The sequence below is a fragment of the Deinococcus sonorensis KR-87 genome (genome assembly GCF_040256395.1).
Classification (GTDB): Bacteria; Deinococcota; Deinococci; order Deinococcales; family Deinococcaceae; genus Deinococcus; species Deinococcus sonorensis.
On record NZ_CP158299.1, the window covers coordinates 683,685 to 701,325 of the forward strand.

11 protein-coding genes are annotated in these 17,641 nt (G+C 68.1%); 8 read left to right on the plus strand and 3 right to left on the minus strand.

Annotated elements, in window-relative coordinates; translation table 11 throughout:
• Positions 1 to 29 precede the first annotated feature (29 nt).
• The 4 genes from ABOD76_RS08510 (at position 30) to ABOD76_RS08525 (ending at position 5,274) form a co-directional block, all read left to right on the plus strand.
• Positions 30 to 1,448, plus strand: a complete 1,419-nt coding sequence (locus ABOD76_RS08510; RefSeq protein ID WP_350244399.1) for an MBOAT family O-acyltransferase — start codon at positions 30 to 32, stop codon at positions 1,446 to 1,448.
• 34 nt (positions 1,449 to 1,482) lie between these two features.
• On the plus strand, positions 1,483 to 2,640 hold the full coding sequence (locus tag ABOD76_RS08515) for an alginate O-acetyltransferase (protein ID WP_350244400.1): 1,158 nt from the start codon (positions 1,483 to 1,485) through the stop codon (positions 2,638 to 2,640).
• A gap of 166 nt (positions 2,641 to 2,806) precedes the next feature.
• Positions 2,807 to 3,961, plus strand: a complete 1,155-nt coding sequence (locus tag ABOD76_RS08520) for an alginate O-acetyltransferase AlgX-related protein (protein WP_350244401.1) — start codon at positions 2,807 to 2,809, stop codon at positions 3,959 to 3,961.
• Positions 3,949 to 5,274 carry an alginate O-acetyltransferase AlgX-related protein gene (locus tag ABOD76_RS08525; protein ID WP_350244402.1) on the plus strand — a complete coding sequence of 442 codons (1,326 nt, stop codon included), beginning with the start codon at positions 3,949 to 3,951 and terminating at the stop codon, positions 5,272 to 5,274. The genes ABOD76_RS08520 and ABOD76_RS08525 overlap by 13 nt, the downstream gene beginning before the upstream one ends.
• Positions 5,275 to 5,337: 63 nt before the next feature.
• On the opposite strand, the gene ABOD76_RS08530 is transcribed toward ABOD76_RS08525, so the two are convergent.
• From ABOD76_RS08530 to ABOD76_RS08540, 3 genes are all read right to left on the minus strand, one after another.
• The gene (locus ABOD76_RS08530) at positions 5,338 to 7,839 is read right to left on the minus strand and encodes an AAA family ATPase (RefSeq protein ID WP_350244403.1); all 2,502 of its coding nucleotides are present in this window, start codon (positions 7,837 to 7,839) and stop codon (positions 5,338 to 5,340) included.
• A 310-nt stretch (positions 7,840 to 8,149) separates the two neighbouring features.
• Entirely contained in the window at positions 8,150 to 9,760 is a 1,611-nt protein-coding gene (locus tag ABOD76_RS08535; protein WP_350244404.1) for an NPCBM/NEW2 domain-containing protein, read from the minus strand.
• 93 nt (positions 9,761 to 9,853) lie between these two features.
• Complete coding sequence (locus tag ABOD76_RS08540) at positions 9,854 to 11,764, minus strand: malectin domain-containing carbohydrate-binding protein (RefSeq protein ID WP_350244405.1); 1,911 nt, start codon at positions 11,762 to 11,764, stop codon at positions 9,854 to 9,856.
• 307 nt (positions 11,765 to 12,071) lie between these two features.
• On the opposite strand from ABOD76_RS08540, the gene ABOD76_RS08545 reads away from it, so the two are divergent.
• From ABOD76_RS08545 to ABOD76_RS08560, 4 genes are all read left to right on the plus strand, one after another.
• On the plus strand, positions 12,072 to 13,757 hold the full coding sequence (locus tag ABOD76_RS08545; RefSeq protein WP_350244406.1) for an O-antigen ligase family protein: 1,686 nt from the start codon (positions 12,072 to 12,074) through the stop codon (positions 13,755 to 13,757).
• A 186-nt stretch (positions 13,758 to 13,943) separates the two neighbouring features.
• The gene (locus tag ABOD76_RS08550; protein ID WP_350244407.1) at positions 13,944 to 15,176 is read left to right on the plus strand and encodes a glycosyltransferase family 4 protein; all 1,233 of its coding nucleotides are present in this window, start codon (positions 13,944 to 13,946) and stop codon (positions 15,174 to 15,176) included.
• Positions 15,154 to 16,377: a glycosyltransferase family 4 protein gene (locus ABOD76_RS08555; protein ID WP_350244408.1), complete on the plus strand. Its 1,224-nt coding sequence runs from the start codon at positions 15,154 to 15,156 to the stop codon at positions 16,375 to 16,377. The genes ABOD76_RS08550 and ABOD76_RS08555 overlap by 23 nt, the downstream gene beginning before the upstream one ends.
• Positions 16,378 to 16,449: 72 nt before the next feature.
• Positions 16,450 to 17,436 (plus strand): choice-of-anchor D domain-containing protein, encoded by a 987-nt coding sequence (locus tag ABOD76_RS08560; RefSeq protein ID WP_350244409.1) that lies wholly within the window; start codon positions 16,450 to 16,452, stop codon positions 17,434 to 17,436.
• The last annotated feature ends 205 nt before the right edge of the window (positions 17,437 to 17,641 follow it).

A 17,641-nucleotide genomic window follows, 5' to 3' on the forward strand; every position in this document is an offset into this window, starting at 1 on the left:
CAGGCCGCGCACGCAAGGGAGGTCTCAGGGTGGTTTTCAGCAGCAACATCTTTCTGTTCGCGTTCCTGCCGGTGTTTCTGGCGGTGTATTACCTGTTGCCGTTCCGGGCCCGGAGCGGCTGGATCCTGGTGGGCAGCTACGCGCTCTACAGCTGGTGGCGGCTGGACTTCCTGTGGCTGCTGGTGGCCGTCACGGCCGCCGCCTACTTGTTCGGCCTGTGGATTCACGCCGCGCCGCCACCGCGCAAACGGCTGCTGATCATCGCCAGCGTGACGCTGAACCTGTGCGCGCTGGGGTACTTCAAGTACGCCAACTTCGGCATCGACAGCTTTAACGCGGCCATCACCGCGGTGGGACTGCAGCCGTTCAGCTGGACCCCGGTGCTGCTGCCGATCGGGCTGAGCTTCTTCGTGTTCCACGCCATCAGCTACGTGGTGGATGTGTACCGGGGCGGCGAACCGCCCACCCGCAACCCGCTGGATTTCGCGGCGTTCATCGCGCTGTTTCCGCACCTGATCGCCGGGCCGGTGCTGAAGTACAACCTGCTGGCCGATCAGTTCCGGCACCGCACCCACACGCTGGAGAAGTTCAGCTACGGCGCGACCCGCTTCATGACCGGCTTCGCCAAGAAGGTGCTGATCGCTGACACCATCGCGCCACTGGTCAAGGTGGCCTTCGCCACCCCGGACCCGACCCTGGCGGACGCGTGGCTGGGCGCGCTGGCCTACACGCTGCAGCTGTACTTTGACTTCTCCGGCTACAGCGACATGGCCATCGGGCTGGCCGCGATGATGGGCTTCAAGTTCCCGGAGAACTTCAACCACCCGTACATCAGCCGCAGCATCACCGAGTTCTGGAAGCGCTGGCACATGAGCCTGTCGAGCTGGCTGATGGAGTACCTGTACTTCAGCCTGGGCGGCAACCGCCGCGGCCGGGTGCGCACGTACATCAACCTGTTCCTGACCATGCTGCTGGGCGGGCTGTGGCACGGCGCCAACTGGACCTTCGTGCTGTGGGGTGCGTGGCACGGCAGCATCCTGGCCGCCGAGCGCCGCCTGAAGGAAGCGAAGCTGTGGAAGCCCAGCCCGGTGTGGCTGACCATCCCCGGCACCATGCTGCTGGTAATGCTCGGTTGGGTGATGTTCCGCGCCGACAATGTACACGACGCGTTCCGGATGTACCGAGGGATGTTCGGGCTCAACGGAGCGGGCCTGTCTGACACGCTGGCGTGGCAGGTGCAGGGCAGCACCCTGGTGACGATGCTGATCGCGCTGGTGCTGGTGTATGTGGCGCCGTGGTGGGGCAACCGGGTGGGCGACATGAGCCGCACCCTGCGCCGCCCCGCGCTGGCCAGCACCGCCACCCTGCTGCTGATGCCGCTGTTCGTGATGGCGATCCTGAAACTCTCCGCCCAGAGCTACACCCCCTTCCTGTACTTCCAGTTCTGAGATGCTCACTCCCCGTCACGATGAGGCCCCAGCCATGACCGACCTGATGCGTGAACAGCCCCGGCCGTCCACCCCCGCCAGCCCCGACCCCAGCGCCAGCGCCGACCTTCAACCGGCCATGTCCACGCCCGCCCTGATGCGGGCACTGCCGGGCCTGTTTCTGGTGGCGGTGGTGGGGGCCGGCGCCGTGCTGTCCGTGCTGGGCGACAAGGGCGCCAAGATCTGGGTGCGGCCGGTGGGCCAGAGCGTGATGCAGGGCAGCGCCCAGGCCACCTTCGAGCACAACTATGACGCCCACCACCCGGTGCGTGATCCCGGCATCGACACCTGGGGGCTGATCAACTACGCGCTGTTCCGCGAGGGACGGCCTGGCGTGCTGATCGGGGACGGCGACTGGCTCTACACCACTGAGGAGTTCCTGACCACCCCCGACGATGCCCGGGAGGTGACCAGCAAACTCCAGTACATCCGGCAGGTGCGCGATCAGCTGGCCGCCCACGGCACCCGGCTGGTGGTGGCGCTGGTGCCGGCCAAGGCGCGGGTGTACTCAGAGCATCTGGGCCGCTACCGCGTGCCTGCAGTCAAGGCCCAGGTGTACCAGCAGTTCCTCCAGCGGCTGGCACACCTGAACATTCCCGCACCGAACCTGCAAGGCGCGCTGCAGGCGGCCAAGCCGCAGGGCGACGTGTTCCTGCATACCGACACCCACTGGACTCCGCTCGGCGCCAGCGCCGCCGCCCGCAGCGTGGCGGCCAGCATCCGCCAGCACTATCCGGATCTGCAGCTGCCGCACAACACCTTTGAGACCACGACCCGTCCGGCCACCTCCTACTCGGGTGACCTGCTGAGCTTCGTGCGGGTGGGCGCCCTTAAGGACCGGATGGGGCCGCAGCGTGAGCCGCTGAGCATCCCAGCGACCACCCGCACGGACGACGCGGGCGGCGGCCTGCTCGGCGACGACGCGGTGGCGGTCACACTGGTGGGTACGAGTTACAGCGCGATTCAGAGCTGGAATTTCGAGGGGGCCCTCAAGACGGCCGTGGCCAGCGACGTGCTGAACGTTTCCCTTGAGGGCAAGGGCCCGATCGTGCCGATGCAGCAGTACCTCACCAGCGAGACCTTCCGCACCCAGCCGCCTCAGCTGCTGATCTGGGAAATTCCGGAACGGTTCCTGGACACGCCCACGCCCTGACCCCTCACCAGCCCCGTCTTCAGGAGGCGACCAATGAAGAAGATGCAGACCACCTTGTTGCTGCTGGCCGTGGGGGGCACCCTGGCCCTGGCCCGGGCCGGCACCGCCGCTGCCGACGTCACCGGCACATGGACGCACCTACGAACCGTGCGCCAAGGTGGCGGACATGACCTTCGGCACCGACGGCTGGATGTTCGAGCCGTGGGAATTCAACGACACCTTCTCGTTCAGTGCCACCGCCGCCCTGCAAGAGCTGAACGAAGCCTTCCGGGCCAGGGGCAGCACCCTGGTGCTGGTGCCGGTGCCGTCGCGGCCGTACAAGTACCTGTCCAAGATTGACCCCACCCTCTACCCGAACCTGAAGTTCTCTCCCGAGACGTACAAGCAGAGCTGGCAGACCATGATCCAGGCGGCCCGGGCCACCGGCGTGACGGTGGTCGACCTGCTGCCGTCCGTGGAGAACTACAGCACCAGCGAGACCGGCGAGGAGTTCTTCTACCCGCGCGACCACCACTGGACCACCTCCGGCGTGCAGGTCATCGCGCCGGTGGTCGCTCAGGCCATCAGCGCGCTGAAATTGCCGGGGCTGAACAAGCTGACCGTCAAGATGGACGGTTTCTCGCTGAAGAAGGAAGGCTTCAACTCCGGTGCCTTCGCCGACCGCTACACCAAAGCCTGCGGCTCGCGGGCGGCCTCGTCGCCCGCCTACAAGGTGCGCTACACCAAGCAGACCGGCCTGCTGGACGACACGGTGGCCACCATCGGCGTGTTCGGCGACAGCTTCGGGCTGGCTTATCCGGACAACAACTTTGCGCCGCTGCTGGAATGGAACACCAAACTCAACACGGTCAATTACTCGCTGGCCGGCGGCGGCTCCCTCGGCGCGCTGACCGGGTACCTCGCCGACCCGGCCGTCAACCACAGCCTGCCCCAGGTCGTGGTGGTACCGTTCATGGGCGCAGTCCCCAATGACGCGAATCAGTACCGGCAGATCACCGCCACGCTGCGCGGCTGCCCAGGGCCGGTCCAGGCTGTGCAGTCCGCCGCCGAGGCCGCTGTCACCTTCCAGGCGGATGGAGCGGCGCACAGCGCGGTGCATCTGGCATTCACTCAGGACACCCAGAAGGTCAAACTGACGCTGGATTACCAGGACGGGACCAGCGAGAAGATGACCCTCAACCGCAGCAACGCCGACTATTTCAAGGGCGACCGGCGCAACTTCTACGTCAGCCTGCCGGCCGACAGAACGGTCAAGGACCTGCAGGTCAGCACCGACCACGCCATGAATCCCCAGGACAGCGTCAGCCTATGCAAGCGCTGACCCTGGCTTCTCCATTGTCTTTCCGGCGGGCCGCGCTGATTCCTGTGCTGCGAGCAGCGCTGCTGGCGCTGCTGGCCGGTGCCGGTGGCGCTGCCGCCCGTTCGGACGATCCGGCGCTGTGCGACGCCGTCCGGAATCCCAAAGGTTCCACCTACATCACCCGCGTGGGCGACACCTATCTGGTCAAACCGGAATTTGACATGTATCGCCAGCTCAACGACACCGACCGGCAGAACCTGCAGGAGTTCGGACGGATGCTCCGACGCGAGGGCGTGACGCTGATCGTGAACCCGGTGCCGTTCAAGGCCTCCCTGCTGTACGACGCGCAGCATCCGCCGGAGAACAAATACAACCCGGTCCAGGCCCGGCAACAGTATCAGGCAGAGGTTGCGGCCATGCGCGAGGCCGGCATAGTGGTGCAGGACCTGGACGCCCTGGCCCGCAGCATGCCGGCCGGGCAGACCTTCTTTGCGCGCCGCGACCATCACTGGACCAGCGCCGCCCTGGAACTGACCGCCCAGAAGACGGCGGAGGCGGTCATCGGTCTGGGGCGCGGCTACCCCAAGCAGGCCACGGTGGATCTGCAACGCGAAACCCGAAACTACGGCGGCTCCATTGCCGACGAACTGCAGAAGCACTGTCAGTACAGCTTTCCGTCCAGCGAACAGCGCGTGTTCTATAAGGCCGTGACCAGCGGCTCCGGCGATCTGCTGGGCGACGAGCCGATTGACATCTACGCCATCGGTGACAGCTTCAGCATCGATTACTTCGGCTTTCCGCAGGTGGTGAGTGCGCTGCTCAAGGCCCCGATCCAGAACATGAGCATCAACGGCGGCGGCTGCTGTTCGGCGTTTCCCGCGCTGTACGCCAGCCTGGGGCCCCAGGACCACAAGCCCTCCATCCTGATCTGGACGTCACTGAACGTGCTGATGGGGTCCAACGAGACGCGCGAGTACAAGCCGACCTTCTACAGCGCCTATCACACCTCCAGCCCGCTGGCCACCGCCACGGTCGACACGCCGAATGCCCAGCCGACCACCATGAACGTGCCGCTCGACAAGACGGCGCGCTATTACCTGCGCGTGACCTTCACCGGCAAAAAGACCCAGAACTACAGCCTGACGCTCCACTACAGCGGCGCCGAGGAGAAGGTGGCGGTCTGGAGAAAAGACGAAGCGGTCAAGGACCGCTACACCACCAGCTTCTACTACGAGCTCAAGCCGGAGCAGAGCACCCTGGAGTCGGTGCGCGTGACCTCTGACAGCGGCGACGGCTACCAGGTGTCGGTGTTCCGGTACGACCGCCTACCCTGACTCGCACCATCAGCAAGGGGCCGGCATATACGTGCCGGCCCCTTCGCTGTTCAGCTGGTGAAGTTACAGGAGCGCAGCAGCCCCGGCGGCGTAGCCCTCCGCCGGATGGTGGACGGCCGTCCCCACCGGCAGCAGTTCACGACCGCCCACCACCAGCCGGCCCAGGCTCATCGACAGGTCAATGGCGCGCACGCTGCAGATCAGCTGCCGGGCGCCCGCCACGTCCAGCTGGAAATGGTGCTCCATCCAGCTGGCCACCCCGACGCGCGGGTGGGCCACGTGGCTCAGCCCCTCCGCCTCGAAGCCCGTCTGCAGCTGAGGCGAGAAGACGTGGGCGGTCCGGGACCCGGCCACCTGCAGACGCAGCGGGAACGGCACCAGGCTGGGGCGCACCTCTTCCCCACTGCCGTAGGTGTCCATCCGCCAGACCAGGCTCACGTCGGTCGTGCCGAGACCCTCCGGCAGCTCGAACAGCAGGTCGAGGGTCTGGGGCGGCCCGAAACGGCCATCGCTGACCACCGTCAGCCAGCCGCCGTCCATCAGCACCGAGTAGCCCAGGTGCGACACCGGGGGCCGTACCTGCTGCACGTTGCGCGGCGGCTCGATCGGCGCGGCGTAGGCCACCGGCGCCACCGGCGTGCGGCCCGGCTGCACCAGCGGATGTGCCGCGCCGAGCGCCGACTGATGCACCTGCAGCAGCTCGCGCGCCCGCTCCGTGAGGCCGGCGCGTTCGGCGTAGTAACTCGCCAGCCCCGGGGCCGATTCGGCGAAGGTGTCCATCAGCTGACGGCGCACGTCCTGGCGGATCAGCTGCGGCAGTTGACCGGCCAGCGTGATACGCAGGCCCTCGTTGCGGAACATGTACTGCGGCTCGCCCTCGGCCCCGGCCCGCTGCACGGTCAGGTCCGGAACGCGCAGGGCGGTGCCCGGCTCCACCTCGCACAGCAGCTGCCGGTCCAGCGCCTCACACAGCAGCGCGTCCACCTGGGCCGGGGTCAGCTCGTTCAGCACCCGCTGCGCGACCACACGGTCAAAACTGCCGTTGATGACGCTCAGGCGGCCCATGGCTCCCTGCAACCCGGCCCGCCAGCTGTCGGCCTCGCTGCCGTAGCTCTCGCGCACCGCCTGGGGCAGCGTGGTGCCGCCAATCCGCTCCAGTTCGGTCACGCCGTCCAGCAGCGTCACCAGATGCAGCGGATTGCCGCCGCTGCGCTGCAGCAGCCGCGAGGCGCTGGCCTGCAGACGGCGGGCCGGCTCCTGCGGAAAGCGCTGCTCCAGCGCGCGCTGAATGCTGGCCCGCGTCAGCATCGGCAGCTCAATGACGCTGCGCTGCTCAGCCGGCAGGCGCTGCCACAGGCCACGGGTCAGCGGCAGCCGGTCCGGCTGTTCCCGGCACAGCAGCAGGAACGCGCGCGGCCCCTCGCTGGGCATCTGAATCATGAACAGCAGCAGGTCGGCCAGCTCCTGGGGGGCGTTCTGCACCTCCTCACACACCAGCAGCAGCGGCTGGGCACAGCGGGCATACGCCACCGCCAGCTTCACCGCGTCCTCCTCCAGCGTGCCGGGGCTCAGCAGCACCCGCTGAAGAATCTCAGCACCCTCCGCGTCCGAGCAGCGGATCAACGCCTGCGCCAGCGCGGCCAGCACCAGGCGGCCGGACTTGCCACCGCCCAGCCGAAGTTCCTGCCACTGCGGATGCTGGGCCGCCACCCGCCGCACCAGATGGCTCTTCCCCATGCCGGGGGGGCCATGCAGCAGCACCAGCTGAGGCTGCTTCTGGGCCCGCTCCAGCATCGACGTCAGCAGGGCTTCCTCGTGGGGCCGCTCGAACACCACCGGGCGCGGCGCGCCACTGGGCTCCGGCTGCCGGACACGCGCAGCTGGAAGCGCTTCTGCGGCACGCGGCGCCGGGGCCGGCTCCGGCAGGCTGATGCGGGCCGGAGCCGAGGGGGCCGGCGCAGCACGCTGCTCCGCCGAGGCCGCCGAGACGGCCAGCTCTGAGGCTTCGACCTCAGGGGCATCCAGCTCGGCCGGATCGGCGAAGCCCACCGCCTCGGCCCGCGCCGAGATCAGGCGGGTGGCCCAGTCCTGTCCGGCCTGGGCGTAGCGCCAGTACACGCGCGCGAGGCTCTGCTCCACCTGCTCGCACAGCATCCAGCGCTGCTGTTCCACCCACACCTGAAACGCGGTGCTGCCCAGATCCTCCAGACCACACAGCGGCAGGCCACGCAGGGTGGCCAGCCACGACGAGAGCTGCGTCTGGTTCATCTCGGTGTCGGCCTGGGCGCGCCAGTGGTCGATGTCGGTGCCGACGCTCTCCAGATACAGCAGCTGCCGGCTGGATGGAAAGACGTTCAGCCCGGCCGAACGGATGCGCGCCAGCTCAACCCGCAGGTTGGTGCGCGCCTCGGAGGTGTTCCAGAGCAGATCCGCGAGACGCTCGCGGTGCTGGGGCAGCTTTTCGGTGGCCAGATAGGCGATCAGGGCCACCGCTTTGGCCGACAGGGGAACAGGCTGGCCATTCTGGGTCACGTGGGCGTGGCCGAGCAGGTGAACAGTGAGCACTCAAAACCTCCAACGAGCAGGAGAACGGTTCAGGACAGCGCAGGACGCAGGAGAGGACAGATCAGGACGACTATCAACGAACGCAGAGAAAGAGGGAATGTGCGGGGCGGCGAGGCCCCCTGTGAGAAACGGGGGATGAACCTGGCAAGCTCACGGTTCAGCCGCGTTTCACTGCGACCTCATTGAGCCGTCTCAGCGTACCCTTCATTGTCTGACAGTTCACATCCTTAATCACGGTTTAAGGCGACCATCCTGGTTCATGAAGAAACGGCCACGGCGTCACGTCGCGTCCGCCTGCTTGAGGCGCTGGTCAGGGCAGGCTGGCCACCCGTCCTGTACTCTGCGCCGTATTGTTCTCGTTGCCTCCGGTGAAGACGAAATGAGTGCCGTCCGTCGCGGCTGCCACACCTGACACGCGGGCGAACGGCAGAGGCGTCCATTCGGTCCAGGTATTGGTGGCCGGGTTATAGGCAGAGACGTCGGAAATGGCCACATTGTGAGCCGTTTCGCCACCGGCCACCAGTATACGTCCTTGCCACACAAAGGTGGAGTTGGCGATGTGGCTGCGTGCCCGGGGCAGCGACGCCAGCGTGGTCCAGCGGTCGCTGGCCGGGTCGTAGCGGTACACGTCACTGCGGGTGACCAGGGCGGCATCGTGGCCATTCTGCCCGCCGATGGCGTAGATGAAGCCGTCCAGCACCACCGAGCCCAGGTGATTGCGCGGCGCGGGCATCGGGGCGGCCACCGTCCAGGCGGTGGCCTGTCCCGCCAGGTCCAGCACGTAGTGGTCGGCGATGTCGGCGGTCCGGGCCTGGTTGGTGCCCCCGAAGTAGTGCAGTTTGCCGTTCAGGTATTCCAGCTGACCGGCCGCGCTGGTGACCGGCAGGTCCGGGAGCCGGGTGTAGCTGTTGGCGGCCGGGTCGTAACGCCAGACCGCCCGGGTGCCGAACACCTGCGCCGTCCAGGTGCTGTTGGCCACATAACCGCCCGCGTAGTAGATGAAAGTACCGTCGGTGGTCATGCCGGCGTGGGTGGCCCCGTGATCCGGCATGGGTGCGATGGAAGCCCAGCGGTTCACGGCCGGGTCGTAGACGTAGGCACGGTCGGTGGGGGTGCAGCAGCTCTTGAGGCTGTCGAAGCCGCCGAAGGTGTAGAGCTTGCCCTTCACCACCCGCCCCTGCGCTTCCGATACCCCCTGAGGCTGGGCGGCCATGCTGCTGTAGCTGAGGGTGGGTGGCGGCGGGGGGGGCGGGGGCGGCGTCGGGGCCGGACAGGACAGCACCGGGTCGGCCCAGTCGGCATGGTCAAAGCCAATGCCGTCGCCCGCGTCGGTGACCACCAGCCGCAGCGTCTGCACGCCGCTCAGGTCGGCCGTCAGCACGTTGGCCGCCGCGCCGCCCTTCAGCACGCCGCTGTCCGAGAGCTTCCGGGTGGTGCCGTCCCAGACTTGGAACACCACGCTCCCCTTGCTGCCTACCTCGGAGTCCACGCCGACCTTGACCGTGAGCTTGGTGCAGTGCCCACCCAGGGTGTAACTGAGGTCCGAGGCCGCGTGAACGCCCAGACCACGGCCGTAGGCCACGCCGCCAATACGGAGCGGCTGACCATCTCCGGCCGCCGCCTCGCCGTTGCTGCGGTCCCGTTCCACCGGCCCCCAGCTGTTGCTGGCGGCGCTCCAGTTCAGCTCGGACAGCGCGTGGTCGCCGTATTCGGGCAGTGGCTGGGTTCCCGGCGCATTGGTCCACAACACGCGCGCGCCGTTGGCGTAAGGTGTTCCGGCATAGGGATCGGTGCTGCCCGGCCCGGGCGTGACCGGTGGGTTCTGGCTGCAGGCCGCCAGGATGGCGAGGGTGCCGAGCAGCAGGCCGGCGTTCCGGGGCCACCCGCGGCCGGGCCGCTGTTCCTGTCTGTATTCACTCATGTGGGCTGCCTTCCGTGGAGCGGTGTGGGGTAGAGCGCGGGCCAGTCCCCGCAGCAGTTCGGCAGGTGACTGGCCCAGGCGCCGGGATGACGCTTACTGCGGGATGATCTCGATGCCGGCGATGGACGGGAAGTCGATGCTGGCCTTGAGGCTGATGGTGAGCAGGCCGTCCGTGACCTGCACCCCGTTGACCGGCACCACCAGGGCAGTCTTGCCGCCGCCGGCGCGGGCCACGATGTCCAAGTCGTCCACCTGCAGCTTGTTCTCGACCGTGACGTCGAACACGCGCTGGCCGCTGGTGGTGTGCGCCAGATCGGCGAAGTGCAGGTTCAGGTTGTAGGTGCCGTTGCCCACCGGAATGTTGAAGGCGATGACCCGCTGGTCCTGCGGGGTGCTGGTGCCCACGTTGCCGCGGTAGGTGCGGTACAGCTGCGGGTTGGTGGTGCCGGCGATGCTGCCGGTGTAGGCGGTGGACGGCTCCGCAATGGCAGTGCTGGGCGTGTAGACCGTGTACTTGTTCTGGTCCTGGTCCGGCAGCCAGACGTTGCCGGCCGGGTCGGTGTAGGTGGTGGTCATGCCCACATCAATCAGCATCGGCGCCGGCTTGATGTTGCTGATCAGGTACAGGTTGTCCTGATAGTCGTAGTTGATGCCCGAGTAGTCCATGCCCAGCAGGTAGGTGTTGGGCACCAGCTGACCGGTCCGGTCACGCAGCGGCCAGAAGCGCAGGTGCTGACCGCAGGGACCGGGAGTGCAGCCGTGGTTGATGTCGGCGGTCTGGCTGTTCTTGGCCGGATCGCTCCACTCGGCATCCACCTTGAAGCCGAAGGTCGAGCTTGGCGTGAACGAGGCGTTGGCCAGCTGGGTGGGAGACCCGTTCAGGTGCGGCAGCACGCTCTGAGCCTCCGCGCCAGCGGCCGTCATGATGGTGTTGGCCGTGGTCTTGCCCTTGCTGTACCAGCTGAGCGTGGCGGTGTTGCCCTGGGTGTGGTAGGAGGCGAGCTGCGTGACCTGCACCTTCTGACTGGCGTCGGCCGCCTGCCAGTAGGCCGACATCACTTCCTCGCCCTGGCGCCTCACCAGGCCGTCCTGGTTGACGGTCAGGTAGCTGCCGTACGCGCCGCTGCCGCTGTCGGCCACTTGGCCGCCCACCAGGTTGACGCGGTAGCCCAGCGCCTTGAGGAGATCCGGCAGGCTCGGCTCCTGGTTGTCCTCCGAGTGGTCCTGCGAGAGCCCGCGCAGCTGCACCACCCGGCTGGGGGTGGTGGGGTCGTTGGACTGGATGGTCAGACTGCCGGCGTGGTACCCGGTGTTGCCGGCCGTGAAGCGCAGCGTCAGGTTCTGGCTGGCTCCCGGGGCAATGGTCAGCGGCAGCGCCGGCGGGTTGTCGAGCTGCCAGGCGTCCTGCAGGGTCAGGGCGCTGATGACCAGCGGCGCCACGCCAGTGTTGCTGAGCGTCAGCACGTTGGTGGTGTGTGTGACGTTGGGAATGCTGGGGTTGGGGTTCTGGATGCGGCTGAAGATCAGCCGGTCCGGGTACGGTACCGTCACCGGATTCGCCAGTTGCAGCGCGGGCTGCGGACCGGTCGGCTTGTCCGCGGTTTTGGCCGAGGCGGTGGCGGCCGCCGACTCCCCGACCTTGTTCACCGCGACCACCTGATACTGGTAGGTGGTGGCGTAGTTCAGGCCGCTGTCGGTGTAGTCCGTGGCGGTGATGGGGCTGGCCGTCAGCTTGGTGAACGCGCCGTTGGCCCCGCCCCGGTACACCAGGTAGCCGGACAGGGTCGCCTCGGTGTTGGCGGTCCACTTGAGCGTGATGCTGGTGCCGTTGGCCGCTGCGCTGAGGCCCTGGGGCGCGGCCGGTTTGCCGTCCACAGGCTGAATTGGCGGTGGGGGCGTGTTGCAGGCGATCAGCGCCGTTAGCAGGGTCCCGGCCAGCAGGACCTTCAGCCCGGAGCGGCCACGCGGGTGGGACGGATTGGGGTGCTTCTGATGGTTCAGCATAGTGTGTTCGGTCCTCCCGGAACCTCGCGCGTGCAGAGGGGCCTGGCCTCCTCGGAAACTGCACCCGTGGCTATCACGTGCTGCCCAGACTGCCCGCCGGAGCGTAAACAATTCGTTGCATTGGAGCAGGCGGCAGTCCGGCGACCAGGAACCTGGACGCCCGCCGGCTGCTGGTGGTGCGCAGGCAGCGCCCGGCCCCGCCCAGCGGCGTTTACCTTTTGTTAGCGGACCGCTGGGCATGGTGTGGGCAGAAACGGCCGAAGACGTCTTTCCTGCTGGCCTGTGAAGGAGTGTTCCTGTGCGAAGTGTGACGAAACGAAGCTGGCCTGCCGTGCCCAGCGGCCTGCCGGGCCTGGTGGGGGCGGTGGGGCTGGCGGTTCTTGTCGTGCTGCTGGTCAACTGGAATACCCTGGCAACGGCGCTGCTGATGCTGGTGGCCACCGTGCTGGCCGTGACCATCAGCCTGCGCGACCAGATGCCGCGGCTGGCGCTGGGCTTCCTGGGCATCTGTCTGGCCGGCTACGCGCTGCTGGGCAAGGCCTTCGCCTACCTGGGCGTCGCGCCGCTGTTCGTAGGTGAGATGGCGCTGGGCCTGGGTGTGCTGGCGATCCTGATGCGCGGCCGCGTCGCGGTGCTGGCGCGCTCGCCGCTGCTGTACCTGCTGCTGGTCCAGATGGTGATCGGCGCGGCCGCCACCCTGCCGTACGTCGGCACCTACGGCATCGACGCGCTGCGGGACGCGGTGCTGTGGGGCTACGGGCTGTTCTCGATCATCGTGGCGATGCTGCTGCTGCAGAACGGCTGGGTCATCACGGCGTTCCGCAGCTTCGCGCGCTTCGTGCCGTACTACCTGTGCGCCGCGCCGGTGGTGGTGATCCTGGGCGAGACGCTGGGCCGGCACAACCTGCGCCTGCCGGGCAACAGCAACATCAAGATCTTCGACCTGAAGGGCGGGGACGTGGCGGTGATGCTGGCGATGATCGCCGCGCTGCTGATCCTGGGCCTGCACCGCGACCTGGGCCTGAACCGGGGCCGCTTCCTGAAGCTGGGCCAGCGCCGCGAGTGGCTGTGGTGGATGCTGTGGCTGGCCACCGCCGCCATCCCGCTGTTCCGGGTGCGGGCCGGGCTGCTGGCCATCGCGATCTCGCTGACCATCGTGTTCCTGGGCCGGCCGGCCAGCCGCTGGTGGAAACCGGCCATCGCTGTCACCCTGACCTTCTTCGTGCTGTTCGCGTTCAACGTGCAGTTTCGCGTGGGGGAGCAGCGCAACACCGTCTCGATCCAGACGCTGCTGCTGAACGTCCAGAGCATCACCGAGAGCAACACCGGCGACGCGGGCCGCGACGGCACCCGCGGCTGGCGCCTGCACTGGTGGACCGACATCGTGAACTACACCCTGAACGGCCCGTATTTCTGGACCGGCAAGGGCTACGGCATCAACCTCGCCGACGCCGACGGCTACCAGCTGGGCGCCCGTGACGTGCAGGGCAACGCGCTGCGCAGCCCCCACAACGGCCACATGAACGTGCTGGCCCGCTCCGGCGTGCCGGGCTTCACCGTCTGGGTGCTGGTGCAGGCCACCTTCGCCGTGCTGCTGCTCCTGGCGTTCCTGCGGGCCCGGGCCAGCGGGCGCCAGGACTGGGCCCGGCTGAACCTGTGGACGCTGGCCGGCTGGGCGGCCTTCATGGTGAACGCCAGCTTCGACGTGTATCTGGAAGGGCCGCAGGGCGGCATCTGGTTCTGGGCCTACTTCGGCTTCGGGATGGCGCTGATCGAGTTCCAGCGGCGCGGCCTGCACACCATGCCGCTCAGTGAGCTGGCCGCCCAGCCGTTGCAACGCTTCGTCCAGCCGGCCCAGCCGCGCCCGGCCCCCGCTCTGACGCCGATGCTGGCGTCCGGCACGCCGCTGTCGCCGGGCCCGGCTCTCCCCTTCCCTACCCCGCCTCAGGCCACGCCAGGTCAGGACGATGATGCGCCCGAACTGCTGCGCTGAGCGGTGTGCCCCGCAGGCGGGCCGCCTCCGCCTGCGGCCCCCTCCACTGGAGAGTGAACAGGTCCCGCAACGGGCCGCCCGCATGACCCGCAGCGTCCGTCCCGCTCATTCACCCGGGTCCCGTGTCCCCGCCGTCATGTTCCGCACCGTGCCCGCCGCCCACCGGACCCCTGCTCAGGAGGTGCCATGACCCAGTTCCCGGTCCGACCGTCCGAACCGCCCCGGCCGCGCGCCGTGAAATCCAGAATTCTGCACGTGGTCACGCATCTGGACCTGGGCGGTGGCGAGCAGGTGGCGCTGTCGATCATCGAACAGCTGCATCAGGTCTATGACTTCACGGTGTTCGCGGTGTACGGCGTGCGCGACACCGAGGTGGGCCGCGACATGAAACGCCGGCTCGACCAGCTGGGCGTGCCGGTGGTGAGCGGCACCCGCATCGACATCAAGCGCGGCGGTATGCTGCAGGCGAGCTTCCGGCTGGCCCGGCTGATCCAGTGGCTGCGGCCGGACGTGGTGCACCTGCACACCGACATCCCGGAGGGCGTCCACGCCTTCTCGACGCTGTTTCCCCGGCCCCGCTGGGTGCAGACAATGCGCACCGTCCACAACACCAGCATGTGGCCCAAGTGGCGCTGGGTGGGCAAATTTGTGGAGGAACGCTCCGGGCAGATGTGGGCGCCGGCCTGCTCGGCCGCCAGCCTGGAAGCGCTGCAGGTGATGCGCGAGGACTACGGCCTGCCGCGCATTGACGACGCGCATTGCGGCGTGATCCTGAACGGGGTGGCGGTGCCGCCGCCGGCCGCACCAGCCGACCTGCACGACCCGAAGCGTCCGGTGCGGCTGCTGTTCGCCGGACGGATGGAACCGCAGAAGGGCGTGGACCTGCTGCCCGCCATCGTGGAGCGCGCCAGCCAGCTGACGTATCGCGCCGTGGAACTGGACGTGCACGGCAGCGGCTCGCTGTGGCCGCAGCTGCTCGACTGGGTCAAGGGCCGCGCGCCCACCACCCCATGGAATGTGCGGATCGGGCCGCCGATGGCGGGGCTGTCGTCCCGGCTGGGCCACTACGACGCGGTCCTGATGCCGTCGCGCTTCGAGGGACTGGCCCTGACGGCCATCGAGACCCTGATCAGCGGCGTGCCGCTGGTGCCCAGCCGCATCAATGGGCTGCAGGAACTGCTGCCGGACGACTATCCACTGTTCGCCCGCAGCGAGGACATCGAGGACTATGCCCAGGCGCTGGCCCGGCTGGTGGAAGCGCCGGAGCGCTACCGCCGGGTGGCGCAGGCGATCCAGCCGGAGATTGCGGCCAAGTACGGCGTGGAGCGGATGGCGCGCGAGTACGCCCGCGTCTACGATCTGGTCTGCCGGGAGGCGGCGCAGCCGGGAGGCCGTTTTGAACGTATTATTGGTGCATAACACCTATCAGCAGCCGGGCGGCGAGGACCAGGTATTCGCGGCCGAGCAGGAGAATCTGCGCCGGCACGGGCTGAACATCCACACCTACAGCGTCAGCAATGACAGCATCCAGGGCCACAACCAGCTGCAGGTGGCGGCCCAGACGCTCTGGAACCGCCAGCAGGCCGGTCATCTGGCGCGGCTGGTGCAGGACCACGGCATTGAGGTGGTGCATTTCCACAACACCTTTCCGCTGATCTCGCCGGCCGCGTACTGGGCGGTGCGCCGCGCCGGGGCCGCCGCCGTGCAGACGCTGCACAACTTCCGGCTCAGCTGCGCGCCCAGCACCCTCTACCGGGTGCACGCCGACGGGGTGGGCCGCGTCTGCGAGGAGTGCCTGGGCAAGCGCGTGGCAGTGGGCGCAGTGCAGCACCGCTGCTACCGGGACAGCCGGGCCGGATCGGCGGTGGTGGCGGCGATGCAGGCCACCCACTGGACCATCGGCAGCTATCGCCGTCAGGTAGACGCCTACATCGCCCTGACCGACTTTGGCCGCGACAAGATGGTCCAGGCGGGCCTGGACCGCGCCAGCGTGCGGGTCAAGCCGAACTTTCTGGCCCACGACCCGGGGCTGGGCGCGGGCGACGGCGGCTACGCCCTGTACGTGGGCCGCCTGACCCGCGAGAAGGGCGTGCTGACGCTGCTGGAGGCCTGGCGCGAGGTGAGCCGCGAACTGCCGCTCAAGATCGTGGGAGACGGGCCGCTGCTGGAGGACGTGCAGCAACTGGCCGCCGGGATTCCTGGGGTAGAGGTGCTGGGCCGCCGCAGCAGCGAGGAAGTGGCCGCCCTGATGGGCCGCGCCACGCTGCTGACCGTGACCTCCGAGTGGTATGAGACCTTCACGCTGGTGAGCATCGAGGCGGCGGCGGCCGGCGTGCCGGTGCTGGCCAGCCGCATCGGGGTGCTCACCAGCGTGGTCGAGGACGGGGTGAGCGGCCTGCACTTCCGCCCCGGCGATCCCCGGGACCTGGCCGCCCAGGTGCGGCGCCTGCAGGACCCGGCGCTGCGCGCGCAGCTGAGCCGGCAGGCCCGGGCCCGCTTCCTGGAGCGCTACACCGCCGACATCAACTTCGAGCAGCAGCTGGACATCTACCGTTTTGCGCTGGAACGCCGCCACCGCCAGCCGCAGCTGCGCCCCGCCCAGGCCGGTTCCTCGGCCTGACGCCGGCCGCTGCCCCGCCCCCTGCGACGCTCTTTCTTCGCTGAGCCGTCATCCCGCTGTCCTGGAGGACCCATGCACCGATACATCCTGATGCTGAGCTTCAGCCTGCTGGCCGTGAGCTGCAGCACCCAGACCATTACCGAGCCGCCCCTCGGCCAGCCGCCCGTCACGTCACCCAGCACGCCGACCCCGGTGGGCGCGCTGCAGCTGAATCCGGAGCAGCTGGTGTTCAGCGGCGTCAGCACCCAGGCCAGCGCCGTGCAGACGGTCCAGCTGACCAACACCGGAACCGGACCGCTGACCATCTCCGCCTGGACCCTGACCGGCACCGACAAGGACAGCTTCGTCCTGGTGAGTCCGCCGGCCACTCCGCTGACGGTGGCCGCCGGTCAGGTCGTCAGCCTTCAGGTGCAGCGGAAACCCACCGCCAGCGTCGGGGTGCTGCAGGCCAACCTGAGCGTGGAAGGCCGCAGTCTGGCCATCCGGGCGCTCAGCACCAAGGGCGAACAGGGCGACAACGAGCCGCCGCTGTATCAGATCGTGGAGGCGCTGGGCTACCACATCAACGGCCTCCCGAACCAGCTGCTGCTGGGCACCACCTCCGCCAGGGTGGGCGAAGAGATCAGCGCGCCGCTGTTCCAGAAAGCCGGCAGCGGCCCGGTGACGCTGACCCCGGTGGCCCGCTACTCGCCGGACGCCCCGCTGCCATTTGGCTACTACACGCCCGGCAGCACCCCCACACTGCATCAGACGGCCGTGATCACCACTGGCCAGGAGCAGCGGCTCTACCCGGCGCTCCAGAGCGGCAGCACCAGCTTTGACCCGGGCAGCGTCAGTTTCGGGGTGTATGTGGCGGCCACCAGCTACGGCCCCAGCACCACCTATACCCAGGACAGCCTCAACACGGCGGCGGTCAAGCACGCGGTGCGGGTGTTCCCGCTGCGCGATCCGGCGGGGACCACGCTCAGCGGCCAGTACCTGCTGGCCTTCGAACCGTCCAAGAACGGCGACTACAACGACTACGTGTTCGTGCTAAGCAACGTGACCCCGCTGCCGTAAAACAGACGAACACCTGCCATTTCTCACGCAGATTTCACCTAGCCCCGGCCCTCTCCAGGCCGGGTTTTTTGCGCTTTTTGGCCGCCGGTCCACATCAGCCTTTTACCTTTTTTTAGCGCCCGTCTTCCTACCCTATGCACGTCGGATGTGGAGAACACCCGCTTGAGGGAAGCGTTGAGGGCACGCAAGACCGACCGAGGAGACC